The sequence below is a fragment of the Brevibacillus sp. NSP2.1 genome (genome assembly GCF_000470975.2).
Lineage (GTDB): Bacteria > Bacillota > Bacilli > Brevibacillales > Brevibacillaceae > Brevibacillus > Brevibacillus agri.
Genome location: NZ_CP048274.1, coordinates 804,322 through 822,298, shown reverse-complemented (window position 1 = coordinate 822,298; position 17,977 = coordinate 804,322). Strand labels below are relative to the sequence as shown.

The window sequence follows — 17,977 nt, the reverse complement described above, 5'->3', positions numbered from 1 at the left end:
AATGTATGCCAAAACCAAATCCGAACCCGCTCCATTTATTGGAACACATTTCTGTTCAAATCGCAAACGCAAAGCCTGGCAGCCAAACGCACAAGCTAAGCGGGGCTTACCTCGTACCGTCCATCCCCCGTCTGCTCGCGGATAAATCCGATCGAAATCCGGTTAAACTCTTCCGGCTGATCGACATTGACCACGTGGCCGCAGTTCATCAAAAGGCGCAACTGCGCATACTGTCTCTGACTCACACACGCTTGAACCGCGGGCAAAAACATGTAGTCTTCGTCGCCCATCACAAACAGGGCCGGAATCGGAGGCTCCTTCGCCAGCAGGCTGCATAAAAACGCATTGATGCCGTGCGTCAGCGAAAACCAGCGCTTGAACTCTTTTTGACAAAGCTTTTGCGCTTCTCTGACAAATAACGACCGGGATTCGCGATGGCGCGCCCGCGGCATGATGACCCAGGCAAACAGTTTGTACAGCCACATGTACGGCACGATGTGCTTGACGAGATTGCCGAGCGCAATCAGCACCTGCGAACGCAAATTCAGCCGGGTCACGGCTCCCGCCAAAACCATCGAGCGTATTTTGTGCGGCTCCAGCTCTGCTATGATCTGCACGATGATCGTCCCGAGCGAAACCGCGACAAAATGGCTGGAAGCGATGTTCTCGTGCTTCATCACCTCGATAATGTCGCGGCTCACGTCCTCGAACGTGTATTTCGGCCGCCGCTTCCCCAGATGCTGCTTCGACCTGCCATGACCGCGCAAATCGACGAGGAGAATATTAAAATGTTCTTTGTAAGCTTTGATCTGTTTATACCAGATGGATGAGCTGCCGCCCGCGCCGTGGACGAAGGTCACCCATTCATAACCCTCACCGCGTATGTACGTCTTATAATGAATCACTTATATCCCCCCAGAGGTATTATAGCGGAGGGATGTTCTGTGTGAAACTATTACCATTTTCTTGCATGAGAAAACTTGGCTGCGCCGAGCCAATGGCGAAGCCTTCACGTACCTAGCGGGCATCAGTCTTGCTCTATCGTTTCGTTCGAAGTCTCGTTATGTTGCTGCACTTATGCTTTGATAAGAGTCTTATCCATTCTTATCTGTTACAAAAATGGATTGGAACTATAAAAAATTGTTTGCAGTGTAGTGGCGTGATGAGCCGAACATGATGCTGTGGGGTTGGTTGGGTTTTTAAAGCTCCTTTATCGGCGCTTTTGGTGTGGCGAGAAAAGAGACGAAATCGCTGTAACTTCTTGGGCTCCCTGCTGGGGGTATCACTGCCCGGCTCCGGGGAAAAAGACACTACAAAAAAGAAAGCTTGCGGTGGGATTGTCGTCTTTCTTGAGAGCTATTAATGCTAGCCTCCCTGACGATACAACATGCATGCTTTTAGAAAAACCGCTTCCTTGTCTTAAGCACTTTGCTTCCTGATCTACAACCCAAAATCACCCCCGAACGACAGAAACAGCTCGTAGAGGAAACAGGAGAAAGCAGCGAAGGTCTTTGGGACTCCTACCCAGCCTCCGCTCCCCCGCTAGAGGCCCAAGTACCTGTAGCGCTTTCTCCTGTTTCCTCTCACCACTACCGCGACGATCAACCGTTTTCCAAGCAGCCAGTCCGCCTTGATCCCACGGCTCGCAATAAAAACCACATTCTCGCCTAAACTAACCTAAACTACCTTGACTGCACCAAGTCGCCAAGCAATCGAAAAAAAACCTCCGTCCCAAAAAGGCACAACTCTTGCTTTCCTCGCCTTCGCAGCCTCGCCATGCTGCACGTACACTGATAAGAATCGTACCCACTCTTCTTCTGCCCAACAAAAACAGGCCGCCAGCTTCTCCCTGACGACCTGCCTTGCACGCGCGAACGCAAACACCTCTACGCTTTTCTTTTCCGCCGAAGCTGGTAATACGTCACAGCCAACGCCAGCGCCAATACCGTCCCTTTGATAATATCGTAGGCGTAGTACGGCAGGTTGAGCATCGTCATGCCGTTGAGCAGCACCCCGATCAGGATTGCGCCGACGAACGTCCCGAACACATTCGGCTTGCCCGCGCCGAATACAGAGAAGCCGACAAACGCCGCTGCCACTGCATCCATCAGCATCGAGCCGCCGCTGCTCACCTGGCCTGTCCCGATCCGCGCCGCCAAGAGCATCCCGCCCAAGCCGGCAAACAGCGCGGATAACACGTAGGCGAGCGTGCGGTAGCGATTGACCGGAATGCCTGACAAGCGCGCGGCTTCCAGATTGCCGCCCGTCATGTACAGCATCCGTCCTTGTCTGGTGTAGGTCAGGTAGATGTGCGTGACCGCGACCAGCAAAAAGGTCAGGATAACTGGCACAGGCAGCGAGAAAATTTTGCCTTGGCCAAGCCACAAAAACCACTCCTGGAATTTCCCCGGAGCCATCGAACCGTCTTCCATCGGCATGTTGGCGTAGATCGAGTAGCCTTTGGAATACGTCATGTGCAGCCCGTTGACGATGTAGAGCATCGCGAGCGTCGCCAGCAGGTCGGGAATCCGGATTTTGACGACCAGAAACGCGTTGACCAGCCCGACGATCAGGCTGAGCGCAATCGGAACGACCAGTGTGGCGAACACGCCCTGCTCGTACCAGACCATCATCGAGGCCGAGACGACGGTAGTCAGCGACACCGTCGAACCGACAGACAGGTCAAAGCCCCCGACAATCAAGGAAAACGTAACGCCGATGGCGACAAACGTCACGATCGAGATCGAGCGCAAAATGTCCGTAATGTTGTCATACGTAAAAAAATACGGGTTGGTCAAACTGAATAACAGCATAACGATAACAATAACCGCAACCGTTCCGTATTTGTAAATAAAATCAAACAGGCTGAATTTTTTACCTTCCACGTTACTCACCTCCGCTTGCATAATACATAATCCGCTCCTGCGTCGCTTCCGCCCGGCTCAGCTCCCGGACGATTTTCCCTTCGAACATGACCAGAATCCGGTCCGCGATGCCCAGCACCTCCGCAAACTCGCAGGAAAAGTACAAAACGCCCTTGCGCTGCTCCGCCAGCTTTCCGATCAGGCGGTAAATATCGCTTTTCGCGCCGATGTCCACGCCTTTGGTCGGTTCGTCAAACATGAAAATTTGCGCATCCGTATCGAGCCATTTGCCGATTGCGACCTTTTGCTGGTTCCCCCCGCTGAGGTGGCCGACGAGCTGGCCGATGTCCGCTGTCTTCACACCCAGCCGCTGCACCAGCTCCCGCGCTTGCCCCGCCTCGACTCCCCTGCGGACAAACCCGAGGCGCGACCATTTCCACAAAGTCGAGACAGACAAATTGTTTTTCACCGACTCCTCGACAAAAATGCCTTCTTTTCGCCGCTCCTCCGGGACGAGGACGATCCCTGCATCCACGGCTTCCTTTGGCGAGCGCAGGCGTACCGCCTTGCCTTTCAGCCTGATCTCGCCAGCTTCGGCCGCATCCGCTCCGAACAGCAGCCGGGCCAGCTCCGTCTTCCCTGCCCCGACAAGTCCTACGACGCCTACGATCTCGCCCTCGCGAACGCTCACATCCGCACCGCGCACCTTGCCGCCAGCCACTCCGGCCGCTTCCAGGATCACTTCGCCAATCGGCAGCTCCACTTTCGGGAACTCTTCCTCGAAGCTTTTGCCCAGCATGTTCCCGATGACTTCATCCATCGTAGTAGCGGCCGTCTCGCTCGTGGCAATCAGTTGACCGTCGCGCATGACCGTGATCCGGTCGCAGATTTCGAAAATTTCCGGCAGCCGATGGGAAATGTAGATGATCCCGACGCCTGCTTTTTTCAACTGGTCGATAATGAGAAACAGCCGCTCGCTCTCCTTCGTGCTCAACGGGGCTGTCGGTTCGTCAAAAATGACGTACTTCGCTTTTTGCACGGTCGCGCGGGCAATCAAGATCAGTTGCTTTTCGGACAGCGTACATTCCTCGACGAGCATGCGCACAGGGATGGAAAAGCCGAAGCTTTGCAAAATGCTCTCCGCTTCCTTGTGCAGCCCTTGCCAGTTCATGAGTCCCTTGCTGCTTTTGGACACGATCTGGTCGAGCAAAATGTTTTCCGTCACGCTCAAATACGGGATCAGCGCCGTATCGACTTCCTGGTAGACGCACTGGATGCCCAACGCTTTCGCATCCTGCGGCGATTGGATCGAGACGTCCTTGCCGTCAATCGCGATGCTGCCGCCATCCGGCTGATACGCACCTGTAAGAATTTTCATCAGCGTGCTTTTTCCCGCTCCGTTCGCTCCGAGCAGCGCGTGCACCTCGCCAGCCTTGACTTCAAAATCGACGGAGCGCAACGCAGGCACGCCGGAAAACTGCTTCACAATCCCTTTCATCTGCAAGCTGGACACTTTTCGCACCCCCTAAATAAACAAGATTCCCGTTGACAAAAGCAACGGGAATAGCCAAACCAACCAGCTCTATTTGCTTACTTGCCCCACTCTTGTACGTATTGGGACAGATCGCCCATCGTTACTTTTTTATCCTTTGGCAAGTCTTCCTGTTTGACCAGCACCGGATTCAGCTTCACGCTGTCTGGCACTTGCTCGCCTTTCATTTTTTGGAAAACGGTCTGCGCGTGAATGCGTCCGATATTCGACGGATCTACCGCTGCTGTCGCGACCCAAGGAGAGTTTGGCTCCTGGATCAGTTGCAAGTCTTCGTCGCTCAGGTCGATGCCGTACACCTTGATCTCGGTGCGTCCTGCTTGCTGGATCGCACGGGTTGCCCCTTTGGCAAATTCATCCCACGATGCCCATACGGCTGTAATGTCGCCTTTGTTCGGATACTTTTTCAAAATCGCTTCCATCTGCGCTTGCGTATCCAGCGCGGTGTTGTTCGTTGCCGAGCCAAACGCGGCGATTTCCTTGATATCCGGGTATTTTTTCAGGAATGCTTCATACGTTACCTGGCGCTTTTCCATCGGCGCAAAGCCCGCTACCCAAATTTTCACGATGTTGCCTTTGCCGCCCGTATCGGCAGCCAGCTTTTCCAGGCTCAACTCGGCCAGCTTGTTGTCATCTTGCTCGACGACAGGGACGCCCGGCAGCTTGATATCGGTGTCGAACAGCACAACCGGGATCTTTTTGTCGACCGCTTTTTGCGTGCCTTGCTGCAGCGCTTCCGCCGTACCGTGGTCAATCAGGATGCCGTCAAAATTTTGGTTCACCGCAGCATCGAGGTTGGAGGCCATTTTCGACAAATCGGTATCTGCGTTGAATACGGTCAGCTCGCCGCCGTTTTTCTCGACTTCCTGCTTCACGCCGTTAATGTATTGGGCAGAAAACGTGCCGACGTTTTGGCGCATAATCAAGGCAATGCGCTTCGCCTTCTCGCCGCCGGAAGCGCCGCTTCCCGCCTGATTTTGGGTGTCCGCTCCCCCGCCGCAAGCGGTCAAGGCCAGCGACGCAGCCAGTACGATTGATGTGACAAGACCCAGTTTCTTTTTCATCGAAAAATCCCCCTTTTTCTTTCTTCCTGCTGAGCTTCAAGCTGAGGAGGCGACGACCTTCCAATAGGAAAAGCCTCTTTCAACAGATGAAAGAGGCTTGATCGACAAGATTCGCGCCTCTTATCTGTCAGGTATCGCTACCTGTTGGAGTTAGCACCTTGGCTCGCAAGACGGTGATCTTGCCAGCTAGGTTGCCGGGCATCATAGGGCCATTCCCTCAGCCTTCTCTGGATAAGAGTAGTTTTTATTTTCGCAACGTTTGTATTAATATATACAGACTATAATCCTTGTTTTACCCATCTGTCAACTAGGTTTTTGAAGCTTTTGTCCTCCAAAATAATCCCAACTCGATGTCCAAATTTTGGAGGAATTATGTAAGGTCTTGTCGAAACCTTGTAGATTGAAGCAAAAGCCATGCAAATTTGCGATGGGGATGTCTAATGAGTCTACTAAAAGAACTAATCTTGCAAATGTTTTTTGCCTTGACACCGTTTGTTTTGTTCAACATCTATTACCGCGACCGGATGCGTAACTATAGCCGTTGCTTTATTCTCGTAACCAGCTCTGTCTGCATGTTTCTGGCGATGACCTTCGCTTCGAGCGTCAACGAAGGAATCATTTTCGACATCAGGCACGTCATCGTCTTTTTCGCTCTGATCTACGGCGGAGTACGAATCGCCTTGATCGTGCTGATCGAATCAGCGCTGTACCGCTTTTATCTGGGCGGCGAAGGCACCTGGGTCGCCATGCTCGTAATGGCCGCCACGTTTGCAATCTCCCTCCTGATATATCAACGCTACAAAGCCAGTTATCGGAAAACACTGTTTACTCTTTTGACGGGTGCGCTTTTTTCCCTGATAGATTTGGGGTTGACCTATTTCAATTTTCCCACCTATGTATCCCATCAGCTTCCCTATCATGTGCTTGTGATTCCCGTTCAAAATTTTGTCGGCATCTGGCTGTTGATGTCGTTATTTAGCAAATGCGTATCAGACAAGGAATTGTTCATTCGCCATGCCCAAAACGAAAAAATCGAGACGATGAGCCACGTCGCCGCTTCACTGGCGCACGAGGTGCGAAACCCGCTCACGGCCGTCAAAGGATTTTTGCGCCTGATCCAGGAGGACCCGGGAAACATTGCGAAAACCGATCAGTACATTCGCATCAGCATGGACGAGATTCAGCGCACGGAAGCGATTTTGACGGAGTACCTGGCGCTGTCCAAGCCGCTCAAGGAGCGCACCGAGCTGATCGACGTATGCGAGCAGCTCCATGTCGTCCGCGAGGTCATGCTGCCGTTTGCCAACATGAACAACGTCGAGTTGGAGCTGCAAGCTTATGAAAAGCCCGTCACGATCATGGCCAATCCCGACGAGTTCAAGCAGGTGCTGGTCAACTTTATCAAAAACGCCATCGAGGCATGCGCGGAGACGGCCAAAGGGAAAGTCTCCCTGTCGTTGTTCATCGAAAAAAACAACGCCCTGCTCGTCATCAAGGACAACGGCATCGGGATGGACGAGGGCCAGATCAGACGACTTGGCACGATCTATTTTTCTACCAAAACGAGCGGGACCGGACTCGGCCTGACTTATTCCTATCACGTCATTCACACGTTTGGCGGTTCTGTGAGCGTGTCGAGCAAGCCGAAGGTCGGCACCAAGTTCACGATTACGTTTCCGTACCATCAGCCGCAGTAGCAGCTAGGCGAGTGGCCTGGTCATGAAAACCTGCTCGGCCAGCGTGGAAAAGCCCGCACTTTGCAAAATTCGGGTGGTTGCCTCATTTGCGACGGGCAAATTGACGGTGAGGCGATGAAGCTCCTGGTCCAGCGGAGCAAACACATGGGCCAGTGCGCTTGCGACAATCGCCTCCCGGTCTGCTCGTCCGGGACTGGCTTCACACTGAAACAGCAAGGCAGTCGTTTGCCTTCCCTGTTCATCAAAAATCCGCCTGTACAGCGCGTAGCCGCCCGCCTGCACGTTCTCGAGATGGCGACCAGCGCCGCAAGCTCCACGCCCTGCTCGCGGTAAATCTGCAACGTCGCTTCGATCAACGCTTGCCCGACTCCGCTGCGCCTGTGCTTCGGCGCCACCCCTGTCCCTCCGTTCCAGCCGATTTTTCGCCCGCCTCTGTTCCATATCCCGTTCAGCACGATTCCGGCCGGCTCGCCATTACAAACGCAACCAGCGAATGCGCAGGCGAAAGTTCCTCCTTCCCCATTTTCCAGATAAGCGTGTCCGGCGTTTTGGACTGGTCGAAAAAATAGCCGGAAAACCCTCTGTTGTAGGCCAAAACGGCCTCCGCCACCGAACATTGCTCCATCGCCTTGAAAACAAGCATGGTCATTCCTCCCTAATTGAGATGACAACCACACTTATCTTCTAAAATTATTTTTAATTGATAAAATATTTTTTAATAAACGAAATCGGCAAACTACAGGCTTCCTTGAATGGGATAGCCTGGCGCGCCTGTACGCTGCATGCTGTCTGCCTTCCTCTCAATGCTGAACGGGCGGAACCCGCTGCGGATTGTCCGGATGTTTCTCAAAAAACAGCAAGTCGTTTTGCCGATTCAATGTGGCGAGAAAAACCTGCTCGATGGCGACGCCGCTTTTTTTCAGCTCCTGCAAAAGCCAGCCTTCGTCCCGTTCGCGGTACTTCAGCGCCTCTTTACATATTTTCCCTTCGACGATCACAGGCAGGGAGAGGCCCGTCGAGGCAGTCCGGATTTGCAGGTCTTGTCTCGTCACTGGCTGCTGCGCAGATTTTTTCAGGACAGTCAGCCGGCCATTGGCCTCGATGATCGCCATCTCAATCTCCGACAGGTCAAAAATGTCTTTTTCCCGCAGCATTTGCAGTACGTTATCGAGCGAATAGCGTATCTTTTTCAGTTGAGGGACGAGAAACTCTCCGTTGTAAAAAACGACCGTTGGCTCAAACGTGACCATTTTGCCGAAGCGCCTGGACACAATCGACCACTGGGACACGACGCGTTGCAGCACCCCGAGCGCCACAATCGCTACCGCAATGGGAATGTGGTGGACATTCGGCTCGGCAATATCGGCCCCGGTCACGGAGCCTAGCGTGATGATAATCATGAAATCAAAGACAGGCAGCTCGCCAATCGAACGCTTTCCCATGAACAGCGTCACGATCAACAGCAGCGGCAAAATCGTAAATACACGCCCGACTACAATCAAGCTCTCACTGAACAGTTCCACGCAAAAACGCCTCCTGCCCCAACCGTTTCCTCCTGTTACTATGTAAAGTTTTGGCAGTAATTATGCGAAAAGCTTTGCCCGTAAAGCACAAACCGTCACTGGCCCCAAAAAGACTGCCCCCGATCATTCGGGCTGACAGTCTCGCCAGGAGCTTTCGACCATATTTTTCATATAGCAGAAAAATTTCCAGCATATAGACATCGCAAAGCTACATCCTCCCCAGCCGCTGCGACGTTTTGCAGGCGACGTCCTTCACGCGCTCGATCAAATAATTCAACCGCTCTTCTTTCAGATCGAAGGTGACGATGCCGATGCTCAAAGCGCCGATTACTTTTTGCGTGTAATCAAAAACAGGTGCCGCGACCGAAGCCGTATTTTCCGTCCGTTCCGCGAAGCTGACGGCATAGCCGACTTTGCGGATTTCGGCCAGCTTTTCCATGAAAGCGGGCGTCTCCTCCTCGCCGACGAGCTGCAACACGATTTGCCGCGCTTCTTCTGCCGGCATGTGCGCCAAAACAACCTTGTTTGCCGCGCCGATGTGCATCGGGATGCGCAAACCAAGCTGGTCGTAGATGCGAATGTTGTGCTGGCTGTCCACGCGATCGATCACAATCGACTCCAGGCCGCTCGGCTGGCTGAAGTAAACGCTTTCTTCCACCTCTCTGGCAAGCTCCTCGATCATCGGCTTGATGACTTTGCGGTAATCAATCCGGTCGAGCACGCGCAGGCCGAACTCCATCCATTTGATCCCCAGTGTGTACTGCTTGGTAGCTGCATCCTGCTCCACCAGCCCGTGCTTCATCAGCGTGTACAACAAGCGGTAGATCGTACTCACCGGGAGCTGACATTCTTTCGCCAAATCGTTGATGGTCCACCACTTTCTATGCTCGTCCGACGCAAGTGCCGTCGCAATCGCCATCGCCCGATCAAACGATTGAATCACAGTCATTTCCCCTTTTTCCTCATGTCTCGTCTACCTCATCTTACATGATTTGCCGTAATTTTGTGAATCGCAAAAAACTTCCTGCGATAGCCGCTGCAAGCCCGGAATAACGATTGACAGTGCAAAATCAGAATGTGTACACTGAAAATAAATTTTCGAAATATGAACAATATTCTACAATGTGGAATAAAAGGAGGCAACCATGTTCCAAGGCAGCCAATCCATGGTCAAAAAGCTGAAAACCGTCATCATCAAGCATCCCCGCGAAGCGTTTATCAGCCAGGCCCATCTCGACGCATCCTGGAAAACTTTTCACTATACAGACTGCCCTGACTGGGACAAAGCTTTGCAGGAGTACGAAAAATTTGAAGCGATCCTCCGCGAGCACGTAGCCAACGTGCTGTACCTCCCGCAATCGGACAAAACCGGGCTCGACTCCCTCTACGCCCATGATCCGGTAAAGTTCACGTCCAAAGGCGCGATCATCCTCAAATCCGGCAAAGAGCTGCGCCAAGGCGAAGCGGAAGTGTACAAGGAGTTTTTGCAAGCAAACAACATCCCGATCCTGGGACAACTGACAGGCGATGCGCAGGCAGACGGCGGCGACCTCGTCTGGCTGGATGAAAAAACGTTGGCGATCGGGCTTGGCTTCCGCACCAATCAGGCGGCGATCGCCCAGATTAAGGAGATGGTCAAGGACTTCACGGAAGAAGTCATCGTCGTACCGCTGCCATATGACCGCGGCCCGGCCGAGTGCCTGCATCTGATGTCGATTATCAGCCTCGTCGACCACGATCTCGCTGTCGTCTACTCCAAGCTGATGCCTGTGTTTTTCCGCCAACTGCTCGTCGACAGAGGCATCGAACTGATCGAAGTGCCCGATCGCGAATACGAAAACCTCGGCAGCAACGTCCTCGCGCTCGCCCCGCGCGTGTGCATGGTCGTGGCGGGCAATCCGGTCACGAAGGAGCGGCTGGAAAAAGCAGGCGCTACCGTGTACGAATACGAAGGCGAAGAAATCTCCTACAAAGGCACGGGCGGCCCGACTTGCCTGACTTCTCCGGTGGAGCGTGTGTAGCTTCCTACAGACAAAAAGCCACGTGGACAGTGGCATTTTGTCTTGAGTGGGCCGACCAGTCTTCACCACTTCGTACATGGCTTGCTCTTTTCCATCTTTGGAAGCACGTCGAAGAAAAGAGCAGCTCTTCTTGAGCTGCCCTTTTCTTCAAACTGGTTCATATGCTCGCCCTTACGGCTTATCATTAATACTATCGGCCTTTCGCCTTGATATTAGCTTACCTCTAGCAAACTATCTAGTCAATTCCCTTTTTTTGATGTCGATTGAGTTTACTTTGCCCTCAACTCAATCAATTCTTTCTGAAGATCCTCTATCTGCTTTTCTAACCGTTTTTTATCATCCGTCAAATCTTCGACCTGTTTTTCCAACTTTAATTGATTAATGTATTGCTTTGGAAAACAAATCTCAAAGCACTTCGTTTTTATCTCAACAAATAAGGAGCGGGGATTTGAAATGTCATGCAATCCTCCTTTTTTATCTAATAACCGACCTTTACTAATCGTCCTCACGAGAGCTCCCACTTCTTCCAATACAACAACCGGATGAGCATATGCCAGTTCCGGATTGTAGTTCATCCCCAAGTCGGCATAAAAGATGTCGCCATTATTTACCTTGCCGGAACCAGTGTAGAAAGTCTTTTTCCATTTGTCGAGTGAATTTTATCATTCTTTTCAGACAAATCGTAGAATGCAAAAGAAGAGCCGCACAAATAACGGCTCTTCTCATCTAAGAAAACAACAGCTTCCAGCTATGCACACTGGCTTTTACAGAAAATGCTGCATCCACACATTCGGTTCCACGTACACGACCTCGTCCTTTTCCACTTCGATGCGCACCGGAACGAGCGCATCCGGAATAATGTACGTGCCGGACTCGGGGAATTTCATCCCTGTCCACTCTTCCCAATTCGCCAGGCTGCCCCTGATGAACATGGATTCCCCAGCCACTTTCATGATTTTCGCGCCCATCTTCCAGTGCGTGCGCACCCACGGGTCGAAAGGAGCGCCGTCCGCTGTTTTCCATTCGAGGTAGTTTTCCATCGGGATCAGCGGATATTTGTGCTTGAGCGACGGACGCACAGGCGCCACCATGTAGTCCAGGCCGTTTTGCTTCGCGATGTCCTTCATCGCCGTCACCATCTGGCGGCTGAGGCCAAGTCCGCGATATTTAGGGTCGATCGAAATCGAGAGAGCCGACAGTGTGTTTGGCTTCTGCCCTTTGGCGTAGCCTTCGATTCCGCGCAGGAATACGTCGTCCCAGCCTTTTGGCATGCCGTCCAGGGTACCGTCCCAGTAAAAAGGAATGGAATTGCCCACCGCCATGACTTTGTCGTTTTCATCTGTCAGCAAGTATTGAAAGGAAGCGAACCACTCTTCCAGCCGATCGTAATGCTGGTCGGCCACTTCGTCATGCAGCATGAAGGTAGACCAACTGGCTGCGATCACGTCGGCCATCTGATCGTTCAAATCAGGACGTTCTGCTTGTGTGTACACTTTGTATGCCATTCTATCCATCCTCCCAAAAAAGTCGCTATCTCTCTATCGGAAAAGGCCCCTGCCTGCTAACAGATAGGAAAACCTTTCCACAACTCTTTCATTCTATCAAAACTTGATTGAGACACAAACTATTTCCGCGCCAGAGCCTTTTCGCCCAAAAAACCGACCACCTCGCGTCACAAAAAATCACTCCGCCTCGTTCTATGGTCAACTCGCCACAAGGAGCTGATTTTCATGCAAGAACTAACAGTGGTGGTCGTCGGGGGCGGCTACGCGGGAATCCATGCGGTAAAAGCGATCCAGGACACACTGAAAGGACGTCCCGTGCACCTGATCCTGATCGACAAAGAACCTTGCCATCTGCGCAAGGTGCTGCTGTTCAAACCGGCCGCCGCCAAAACCGATATCGCCATTCCGCTGAAAAGCCTCTTCCCCGAAGGCGTGGACTGCTTGCAAGGCACAGTCTTGTCCGTAGATGGAGGCGCGAAAACGCTCACCTATGCAGATACAACCGGAAAAGAGCAGGCGCTGGCCTATGACGTGCTCGTGCTGGCTGTGGGCAGTGTCGTCCGGCAGGTGGAGCCGGAGCAGGGCGGCATCGCCTTGACTGGCGTCGCGGCTGCCGAGACGATCCGCACCACCTGGCAGCACAACATGCGGCTGGCCGCACGGGAAAACAGCCCGGCGGAAAGACAGCGCCTGTTGACGCTCGCCGTGGCAGGAGCGGGCATCAGCGGCATCGAAACGGCTGCCGAGCTGGCTTTTGCCATGCGCCGGGAAGCGCAAACCCACGGGATTGCTCCCGCCGAGGTCAAGGTGTATTTACTAAACGCACAAAGCCGGCTTTTTACAGAAGGCTCGGCAAAAATGGCGCACAAGCTGGAGCAGGCTTTAACAGAAGCAGGCGTCACGGTTTTGCACGGGACAAAAGCGATTCGCGAGCGCGGCGGCCAGTTGCACCTGTCCACGGGCCGCACCCTCTCCGTCGGCCTGTGCGTCTGGTCGCTCGGCCTGTTGCCAAACCCTGCGCTGCGCCAGATGGGTCTGCCGCTCACTGCGCACGGGCAGTTGGTCGTCGATCAGTCCTACCGGGTGGCTGGTGCTCCCGGCGTCTACAGTATTGGCGATTGCGCCCGCATCGTTGACCCCGCGAGCGGCCAGGCCGACCGGATGACCTGCAAGGAAGCGACAGGGCAAGCCGTCCGCCTCGGCAAAGTCGTGCTGGCTGATTTGCAAGGCACGGCGGCTCCCGCGCATCAGGGCTACATGGATTTTTTCTGCGTCGGATTGGGGCCGGAGCGAGCTATGGTCTGGACGCGCAAATGGGGGCTGGACATCATTTTGACCGGAAAGCTCGGCTGGAAGCTGCGCCAGTTCACGTGGAATATCGCCAGCATGATAAAATAAGGAAAAAAGGCAGGCAGCTCTGGCTGAAAAAGGAAAGGAGCGCGCGATGGAGGCGTTGTACCAGCAATACAAAGGACTGCTGTTTCATCTTGCTTACCAACTGACAGGCTCGTCCACGGACGCAGAAGACATCGTTCAGGACGTCTTTTTGAAAGCCCATGGCGTCGCGCTGGAGCAAATCGCGGAGCCGAAAGCGTACTTGTGCAAAATGACGACAAACCGCTGTCTCGATCTGTTGAAATCGGCCCGCCACAAGCGGGAGCTGTACACAGGGCCATGGCTCCCGGAGCCGATCCCGACACCGGAAGCCGACAGCTATGATGCCGTCGTCACCAAAGATCTGCTGTCTTACGCCATGCTCGTACTTCTGGAGCGGCTGTCCCCGGCGGAGCGGGCGGTTTTTGTCCTGCGCGAAGCGTTTGGCTTCGACTACGGCGAGATTGCCGGGCTGGTTGACAAAAGCGAAGCCAATTGCCGCAAGCTCATCAGCCGGGCCAAAGGCAAGCTGGGAATCGCCCCCGATGCCCCGATCCGCGCCAAGGAAACCGAACTCGGCGAACAATGGATGAGCCGCTTTCTCGCCGCGCTGGAGCAAGGAAATGTAACGGCTTTGCTGGCCCTCTTGTCCGCTGACGCCGAGCTGCTCACCGACGGCGGCGGCAAAGTGTCCGCAGCGATTCGTCCGATTGTGTCCGGCGAGCGCGTCGCCCGTTTTTTGCTCGGCCTGAGCGCCCGCTTCGCCAAAAACGCTTCGTTTGCGATAGAGCTTGCGCCGCTAAACGGGCAAGTGGCGCTCGTCATCCGCCAGGACGGCGAGGTGGACACGGTCGTTTTCCCCCACCTGCAAAACGGACGGCTTTATCGCCTGTACTTCGTCCGCAACCCGGATAAGTTGCAAGCGGTTCGCTCATAGCAACGCCCCCTTCGCGGCTGACTCGAAGGGGGCGTTTTCACGTGTGACGCTCGAATCGACCACTTTGATCGTTCGGTCGATGACGAAAAAATCCATCCCGTACTGCTCGCGCAAAGCCGCATAGTCCCAACTCTGCACGTCGGGGCTGCGCTCGCAGTTTTTCGCCAGCTTTTCCAGCGCGCGCTGCATGCGCCCCTCCATGTCCTGTTCAAAAACGCTGTACACGAGACGAGGTCCACATTTTACCGCGTGGATGACCCGATCTTCCACGAGCTGGTATTGGACCGCTTTTTCAGTCAGAATCGTTTTCTTGAGCTGCGCATAGTCGATGAGTGACAGCACAATCGCCACCAGCATCGTAAACAGCGAAATCATCACGCTGAGCTTCATCTGAAAAGATACAAAATTTCGCCTCATAACTGCGCTCCATTGGTCAGCATATTTTTAACAAACCTCAACGCAATTCACCATATCTTAACTTGTCAACATTTCTCGCTAATGACTTTATTTCGGAAAAACGATGTTTTCTTGCCGGGGCCGCAAGCCGTATGGATACCGGGACACATGACTATAGAACTACGGTTAACATCGTGGCAATAGTGTCAAAGAACAACCTATGAACTTATGCCCAAAACCACACCAGGCAGCCAGTCCTTGTGTTAAAATCACCTGGAATCAATATCCATCACAGGGTATCCATTCTATTTTTTTAAAGGAGGGCACGTACACATGCGTCCACCAAACAACAACGAAATCATCATCCCTGAAAATCCCGTATCCCAGTTTTTGTTCACCAGCACCCGTTCAGCCTGGATTTGGCTCCTCATCCGTCTGTATGTCGGATACGCCTGGATCACAGCCGGCTGGAAAAAAATCCATACCGACACCTGGACCGGGGACAAAGCCGGAGCGGCCATCGAAGGCTTCATCAAAGGCTCGCTCGCGAAAGCGGCAGAAGGAAAAGACGTCACTTCCTGGTACGCCTGGTTCCTGGAAAATGCGGTACTGCCTAACGCCAAGCTGTTCGGCTTCATGGTCGCCTACGGAGAGGTGCTCGTCGGCCTGGGCCTGATCCTCGGGCTGCTCACGGGCATCGCCGCCTTCTTCGGCGGGCTGATGAACGTCAGCTTCCTGTTCGCAGGAACAATCAGCACCAACCCACTGCTGTTCATTTTTGCCACCTGGCTCGTTCTGGCCTGGAAAGTAGCAGGCTGGTACGGTCTGGACCGCTGGGCGCTTTCGTATCTCGGCACTCCGTGGACGCGTTCCAAGTCGCGGAATGTGGGGATAAACTAGGCGTTCGCACCAAGTCGCGACATGCGGGAATGCTCGAGACGTTCTCCCCAAGTCGCGACATGCGGGAATGCTCGAGACATTCGCTCCAAGTCGCGGAATATGGGGATGCACGAGGCGTTTGCTCCAAGTCGCAACATGCGGGAATGCTCGAGGCATTCGCTCTAAGTCGCAACATGCGGGAATGCTCGAGGCATTCGCTCTAAGTCGCGACATGCGGGAATGCACGAGGCGTTCTCCCGAGCCGCGCAAATATGCGTATGCACAAGACGTTCTTCCAATTACGAACTGCATACAACAAACAAAAGCGCTGGTCACCCCGCATATCGCGGGTGTAGATCAGCGCTTTGCTTTTGACCAGCCCAGCCACTATTTCAAGCCCTCTCCTTCCCTCTGCCGTTTTGCTGAAAGGACAAATTGTATGAATTTTCCTCTCCTGTAAAGGAACAATCTCTGTGCATATTTATACATCGTGTTGAATGACAGCTCTCGCCAACTGGATTATCCTTCCAGGTAATTGTTTTTAAATTTTCTGAATAAATAAGGGGTCACTGATGAAAACATGGTTACGCGTCGTTTGTAGCACGTCATTGCTGGCAAGTTTGCTCATCGGCTGTACGACCACGCCCGCTGAAAATGCCGAACCTGCTGCAAACCAGCAAGCTGCTGACGGAACAGAAAAGTCTGCCGCGCAGGAACCGATGGTCTTGCACTGGAGCATCACGGGCGAGCCGACGACGATGGACCCGGGCATCGCCACCGACGCCTCTAGCATGGACATGATTAATCTCGCTTTTGAAGGGCTGACGATTGTGGATCGGCAATTCGAGATGATTAACGGAACGGCAGAGAGCTTTACCAACTCCCCTGACTTCACCCACTTCACCTTCACGCTGCGAAAAGACGCCAAATGGAGCAACGGCGATCCTGTCACCGCACACGATTTTGAATACGCGATCAAGCGCAATCTCGATCCGAAAACCGCCTCCGGCTACGCCTACCAGCTTTTTTATCTCAAAGGCGGCGAAGAGTTTTTCAACGGCACAGGCAAAGCCGAAGACGTCGGCGTCAAAGCAAAAGACGACTACACACTCGACTTCACCTTACGCTCACCGACACCGTTTTTCCGCGAACTGACTTCATTCACTACTTACTACCCCCTGCACAAAAAACATTGGAGAGCAATCCGAAGTGGGCGAACGACGCCTCGACCATCGTCGGCAACGGCCCGTTTGTCATTGACACATGGGAGCATAAAGCCAAGCTCGCCTTCAGCAAAAGCCCCACCTATTGGGAGGAAGGCAAGCTGGTGGTCGCGGATAATCCCGGCACAAAAGCCGTTATTTTCAACACGCAACAGCCGCCGTTTACCAACAAAAAAAATTCGCCAGGCTTTCGCCTACTCGATCAATCGGCAAATGTTGATCGACAACATTTTGCAAACTGGCGTGCCGCCTGCTTACGGTTGGGTGCCTACGTCCATGGGGCTGAATCCGGACGGGTACTTCAAGGAAGACGCGGAAAAAGCGAAGCAGCTTCTGGCCGAAGGAATGAAGGAGCTGGGACTGAGCGAGTTCCCGAAAGTCACGTACTACTACGACACGGGCGAAACCGACAAAAAGATCGCGCAAGCGCTGCAAGACGAATGGACAAAAACGCTCGGCATCAACATCGACATTCGCACAGCCGAGTGGAAAGTTTTCAACGAGGACGTGCAGAACGGAAAATACGACTTCGGCATCTGGCTGTGGGGCGCCGATTTCAACGACCCGATCAACTTCCTGGAAATGTACAAGGACAAAGAAGGCGGCAACAACGTCGTGCGCTTCGACAACAAGGAATACCGCGATCTGCTGAACAAAAGCTACTACGAAACCGACGCCCAAAAGCGTAAGCAACTGATGTTTGACGCCGAAAAAATTCTCATGGAGGAAATGCCGCTCGCGCCGCTGCACTTCCGCGGCAACGCCTACGTGAAAAACGACAAGGTGAAAGACTTCGTGATCTTCCCGCTCGGCGGCTCGTACTTCAAGTACGCGTATATCGAAAAGTAGCGCAACCGCCCGCCGCTTCCACGCCTGCCCTCTTCGCCAATCGCCAAAAGGAGCTTTGCCCGGATATCCGGCATGGCTCCTTTTTTCGTGCAAATC

16 protein-coding genes, 1 pseudogene and 1 riboswitch are annotated in these 17,977 nt (G+C 53.5%); of the genes and pseudogenes, 6 read left to right on the top strand and 11 right to left on the bottom strand.

Translation table 11 applies throughout. The features are described 5' to 3' along the window. Positions 1 to 95 precede the first annotated feature (95 nt). The 4 genes from M655_RS04000 to M655_RS03985 all read right to left on the bottom strand — a co-directional run bounded on the left by M655_RS04000 (position 96) and on the right by M655_RS03985 (position 5,477). Positions 96 to 905, bottom strand: coding sequence for an alpha/beta fold hydrolase (locus tag M655_RS04000; RefSeq protein WP_007785999.1), 810 nt, complete (start codon positions 903 to 905; stop codon positions 96 to 98). 981 nt (positions 906 to 1,886) lie between these two features. Then, positions 1,887 to 2,885, bottom strand: coding sequence for an ABC transporter permease (locus M655_RS03995; RefSeq protein WP_007785996.1), 999 nt, complete (start codon positions 2,883 to 2,885; stop codon positions 1,887 to 1,889). Between the two features lies 1 nt (position 2,886). Further along, positions 2,887 to 4,377, bottom strand: coding sequence for a sugar ABC transporter ATP-binding protein (locus tag M655_RS03990; protein ID WP_005834541.1), 1,491 nt, complete (start codon positions 4,375 to 4,377; stop codon positions 2,887 to 2,889). A 77-nt stretch (positions 4,378 to 4,454) separates the two neighbouring features. Then, entirely contained in the window at positions 4,455 to 5,477 is a 1,023-nt protein-coding gene (locus tag M655_RS03985; protein WP_007785993.1) for a sugar ABC transporter substrate-binding protein, read from the bottom strand. Positions 5,478 to 5,594: 117 nt separating this feature from the next. Beyond that, positions 5,595 to 5,715: riboswitch (SAM riboswitch) on the bottom strand. A gap of 202 nt (positions 5,716 to 5,917) precedes the next feature. Here M655_RS03985 and M655_RS03980 point away from each other — a divergent pair. Next, positions 5,918 to 7,174 (top strand): ATP-binding protein, encoded by a 1,257-nt coding sequence (locus tag M655_RS03980; protein WP_007785991.1) that lies wholly within the window; start codon positions 5,918 to 5,920, stop codon positions 7,172 to 7,174. Between the two features lie 20 nt (positions 7,175 to 7,194). Here M655_RS03980 and M655_RS03975 read toward each other — a convergent pair whose 3' ends face one another. From M655_RS03975 to M655_RS03960, 4 genes are all read right to left on the bottom strand, one after another. Next, complete coding sequence (locus M655_RS03975) at positions 7,195 to 7,629, bottom strand: GNAT family N-acetyltransferase (RefSeq protein WP_353505618.1); 435 nt, start codon at positions 7,627 to 7,629, stop codon at positions 7,195 to 7,197. Continuing rightward, entirely contained in the window at positions 7,623 to 7,817 is a 195-nt protein-coding gene (locus M655_RS03970) for a hypothetical protein (protein WP_026558049.1), read from the bottom strand. The genes M655_RS03975 and M655_RS03970 overlap by 7 nt, the downstream gene beginning before the upstream one ends. 157 nt (positions 7,818 to 7,974) lie before the next feature. Then, positions 7,975 to 8,697 carry a DUF421 domain-containing protein gene (locus M655_RS03965; protein ID WP_025844702.1) on the bottom strand — a complete coding sequence of 241 codons (723 nt, stop codon included), beginning with the start codon at positions 8,695 to 8,697 and terminating at the stop codon, positions 7,975 to 7,977. Between the two features lie 208 nt (positions 8,698 to 8,905). Then, positions 8,906 to 9,640, bottom strand: a complete 735-nt coding sequence (locus M655_RS03960) for an IclR family transcriptional regulator (RefSeq protein WP_026558051.1) — start codon at positions 9,638 to 9,640, stop codon at positions 8,906 to 8,908. 202 nt (positions 9,641 to 9,842) lie between these two features. Between M655_RS03960 and M655_RS03955 the strand changes: the two genes are divergently transcribed. After that, on the top strand, positions 9,843 to 10,718 hold the full coding sequence (locus M655_RS03955; RefSeq protein WP_005834529.1) for a dimethylarginine dimethylaminohydrolase family protein: 876 nt from the start codon (positions 9,843 to 9,845) through the stop codon (positions 10,716 to 10,718). Between the two features lie 269 nt (positions 10,719 to 10,987). On the opposite strand, the gene M655_RS03950 is transcribed toward M655_RS03955, so the two are convergent. After that, positions 10,988 to 11,293, bottom strand: coding sequence for a hypothetical protein (locus M655_RS03950; protein ID WP_035423163.1), 306 nt, complete (start codon positions 11,291 to 11,293; stop codon positions 10,988 to 10,990). A gap of 189 nt (positions 11,294 to 11,482) precedes the next feature. Continuing rightward, positions 11,483 to 12,223 (bottom strand): GNAT family N-acetyltransferase, encoded by a 741-nt coding sequence (locus tag M655_RS03945; protein ID WP_025847298.1) that lies wholly within the window; start codon positions 12,221 to 12,223, stop codon positions 11,483 to 11,485. A gap of 225 nt (positions 12,224 to 12,448) precedes the next feature. On the opposite strand from M655_RS03945, the gene M655_RS03940 reads away from it, so the two are divergent. Together M655_RS03940 and M655_RS03935 are read left to right on the top strand one after the other, a co-directional pair. Next, on the top strand, positions 12,449 to 13,621 hold the full coding sequence (locus M655_RS03940; RefSeq protein ID WP_026558053.1) for an NAD(P)/FAD-dependent oxidoreductase: 1,173 nt from the start codon (positions 12,449 to 12,451) through the stop codon (positions 13,619 to 13,621). A 46-nt stretch (positions 13,622 to 13,667) separates the two neighbouring features. Next, positions 13,668 to 14,534, top strand: a complete 867-nt coding sequence (locus tag M655_RS03935) for an RNA polymerase sigma-70 factor (protein ID WP_026558054.1) — start codon at positions 13,668 to 13,670, stop codon at positions 14,532 to 14,534. Here M655_RS03935 and M655_RS03930 read toward each other — a convergent pair. After that, positions 14,529 to 14,951 carry a hypothetical protein gene (locus M655_RS03930; protein WP_026558055.1) on the bottom strand — a complete coding sequence of 141 codons (423 nt, stop codon included), beginning with the start codon at positions 14,949 to 14,951 and terminating at the stop codon, positions 14,529 to 14,531. The two genes, M655_RS03935 and M655_RS03930, sit on opposite strands and share 6 nt — an antisense overlap. Positions 14,952 to 15,263: 312 nt before the next feature. Between M655_RS03930 and M655_RS03925 the strand changes: the two genes are divergently transcribed. Next, entirely contained in the window at positions 15,264 to 15,830 is a 567-nt protein-coding gene (locus tag M655_RS03925) for a DoxX family membrane protein (RefSeq protein WP_025847290.1), read from the top strand. 551 nt (positions 15,831 to 16,381) lie between these two features. Next, positions 16,382 to 17,881, top strand: a pseudogene (locus M655_RS03920) (peptide ABC transporter substrate-binding protein). Positions 17,882 to 17,977: the final 96 nt, after the last annotated feature.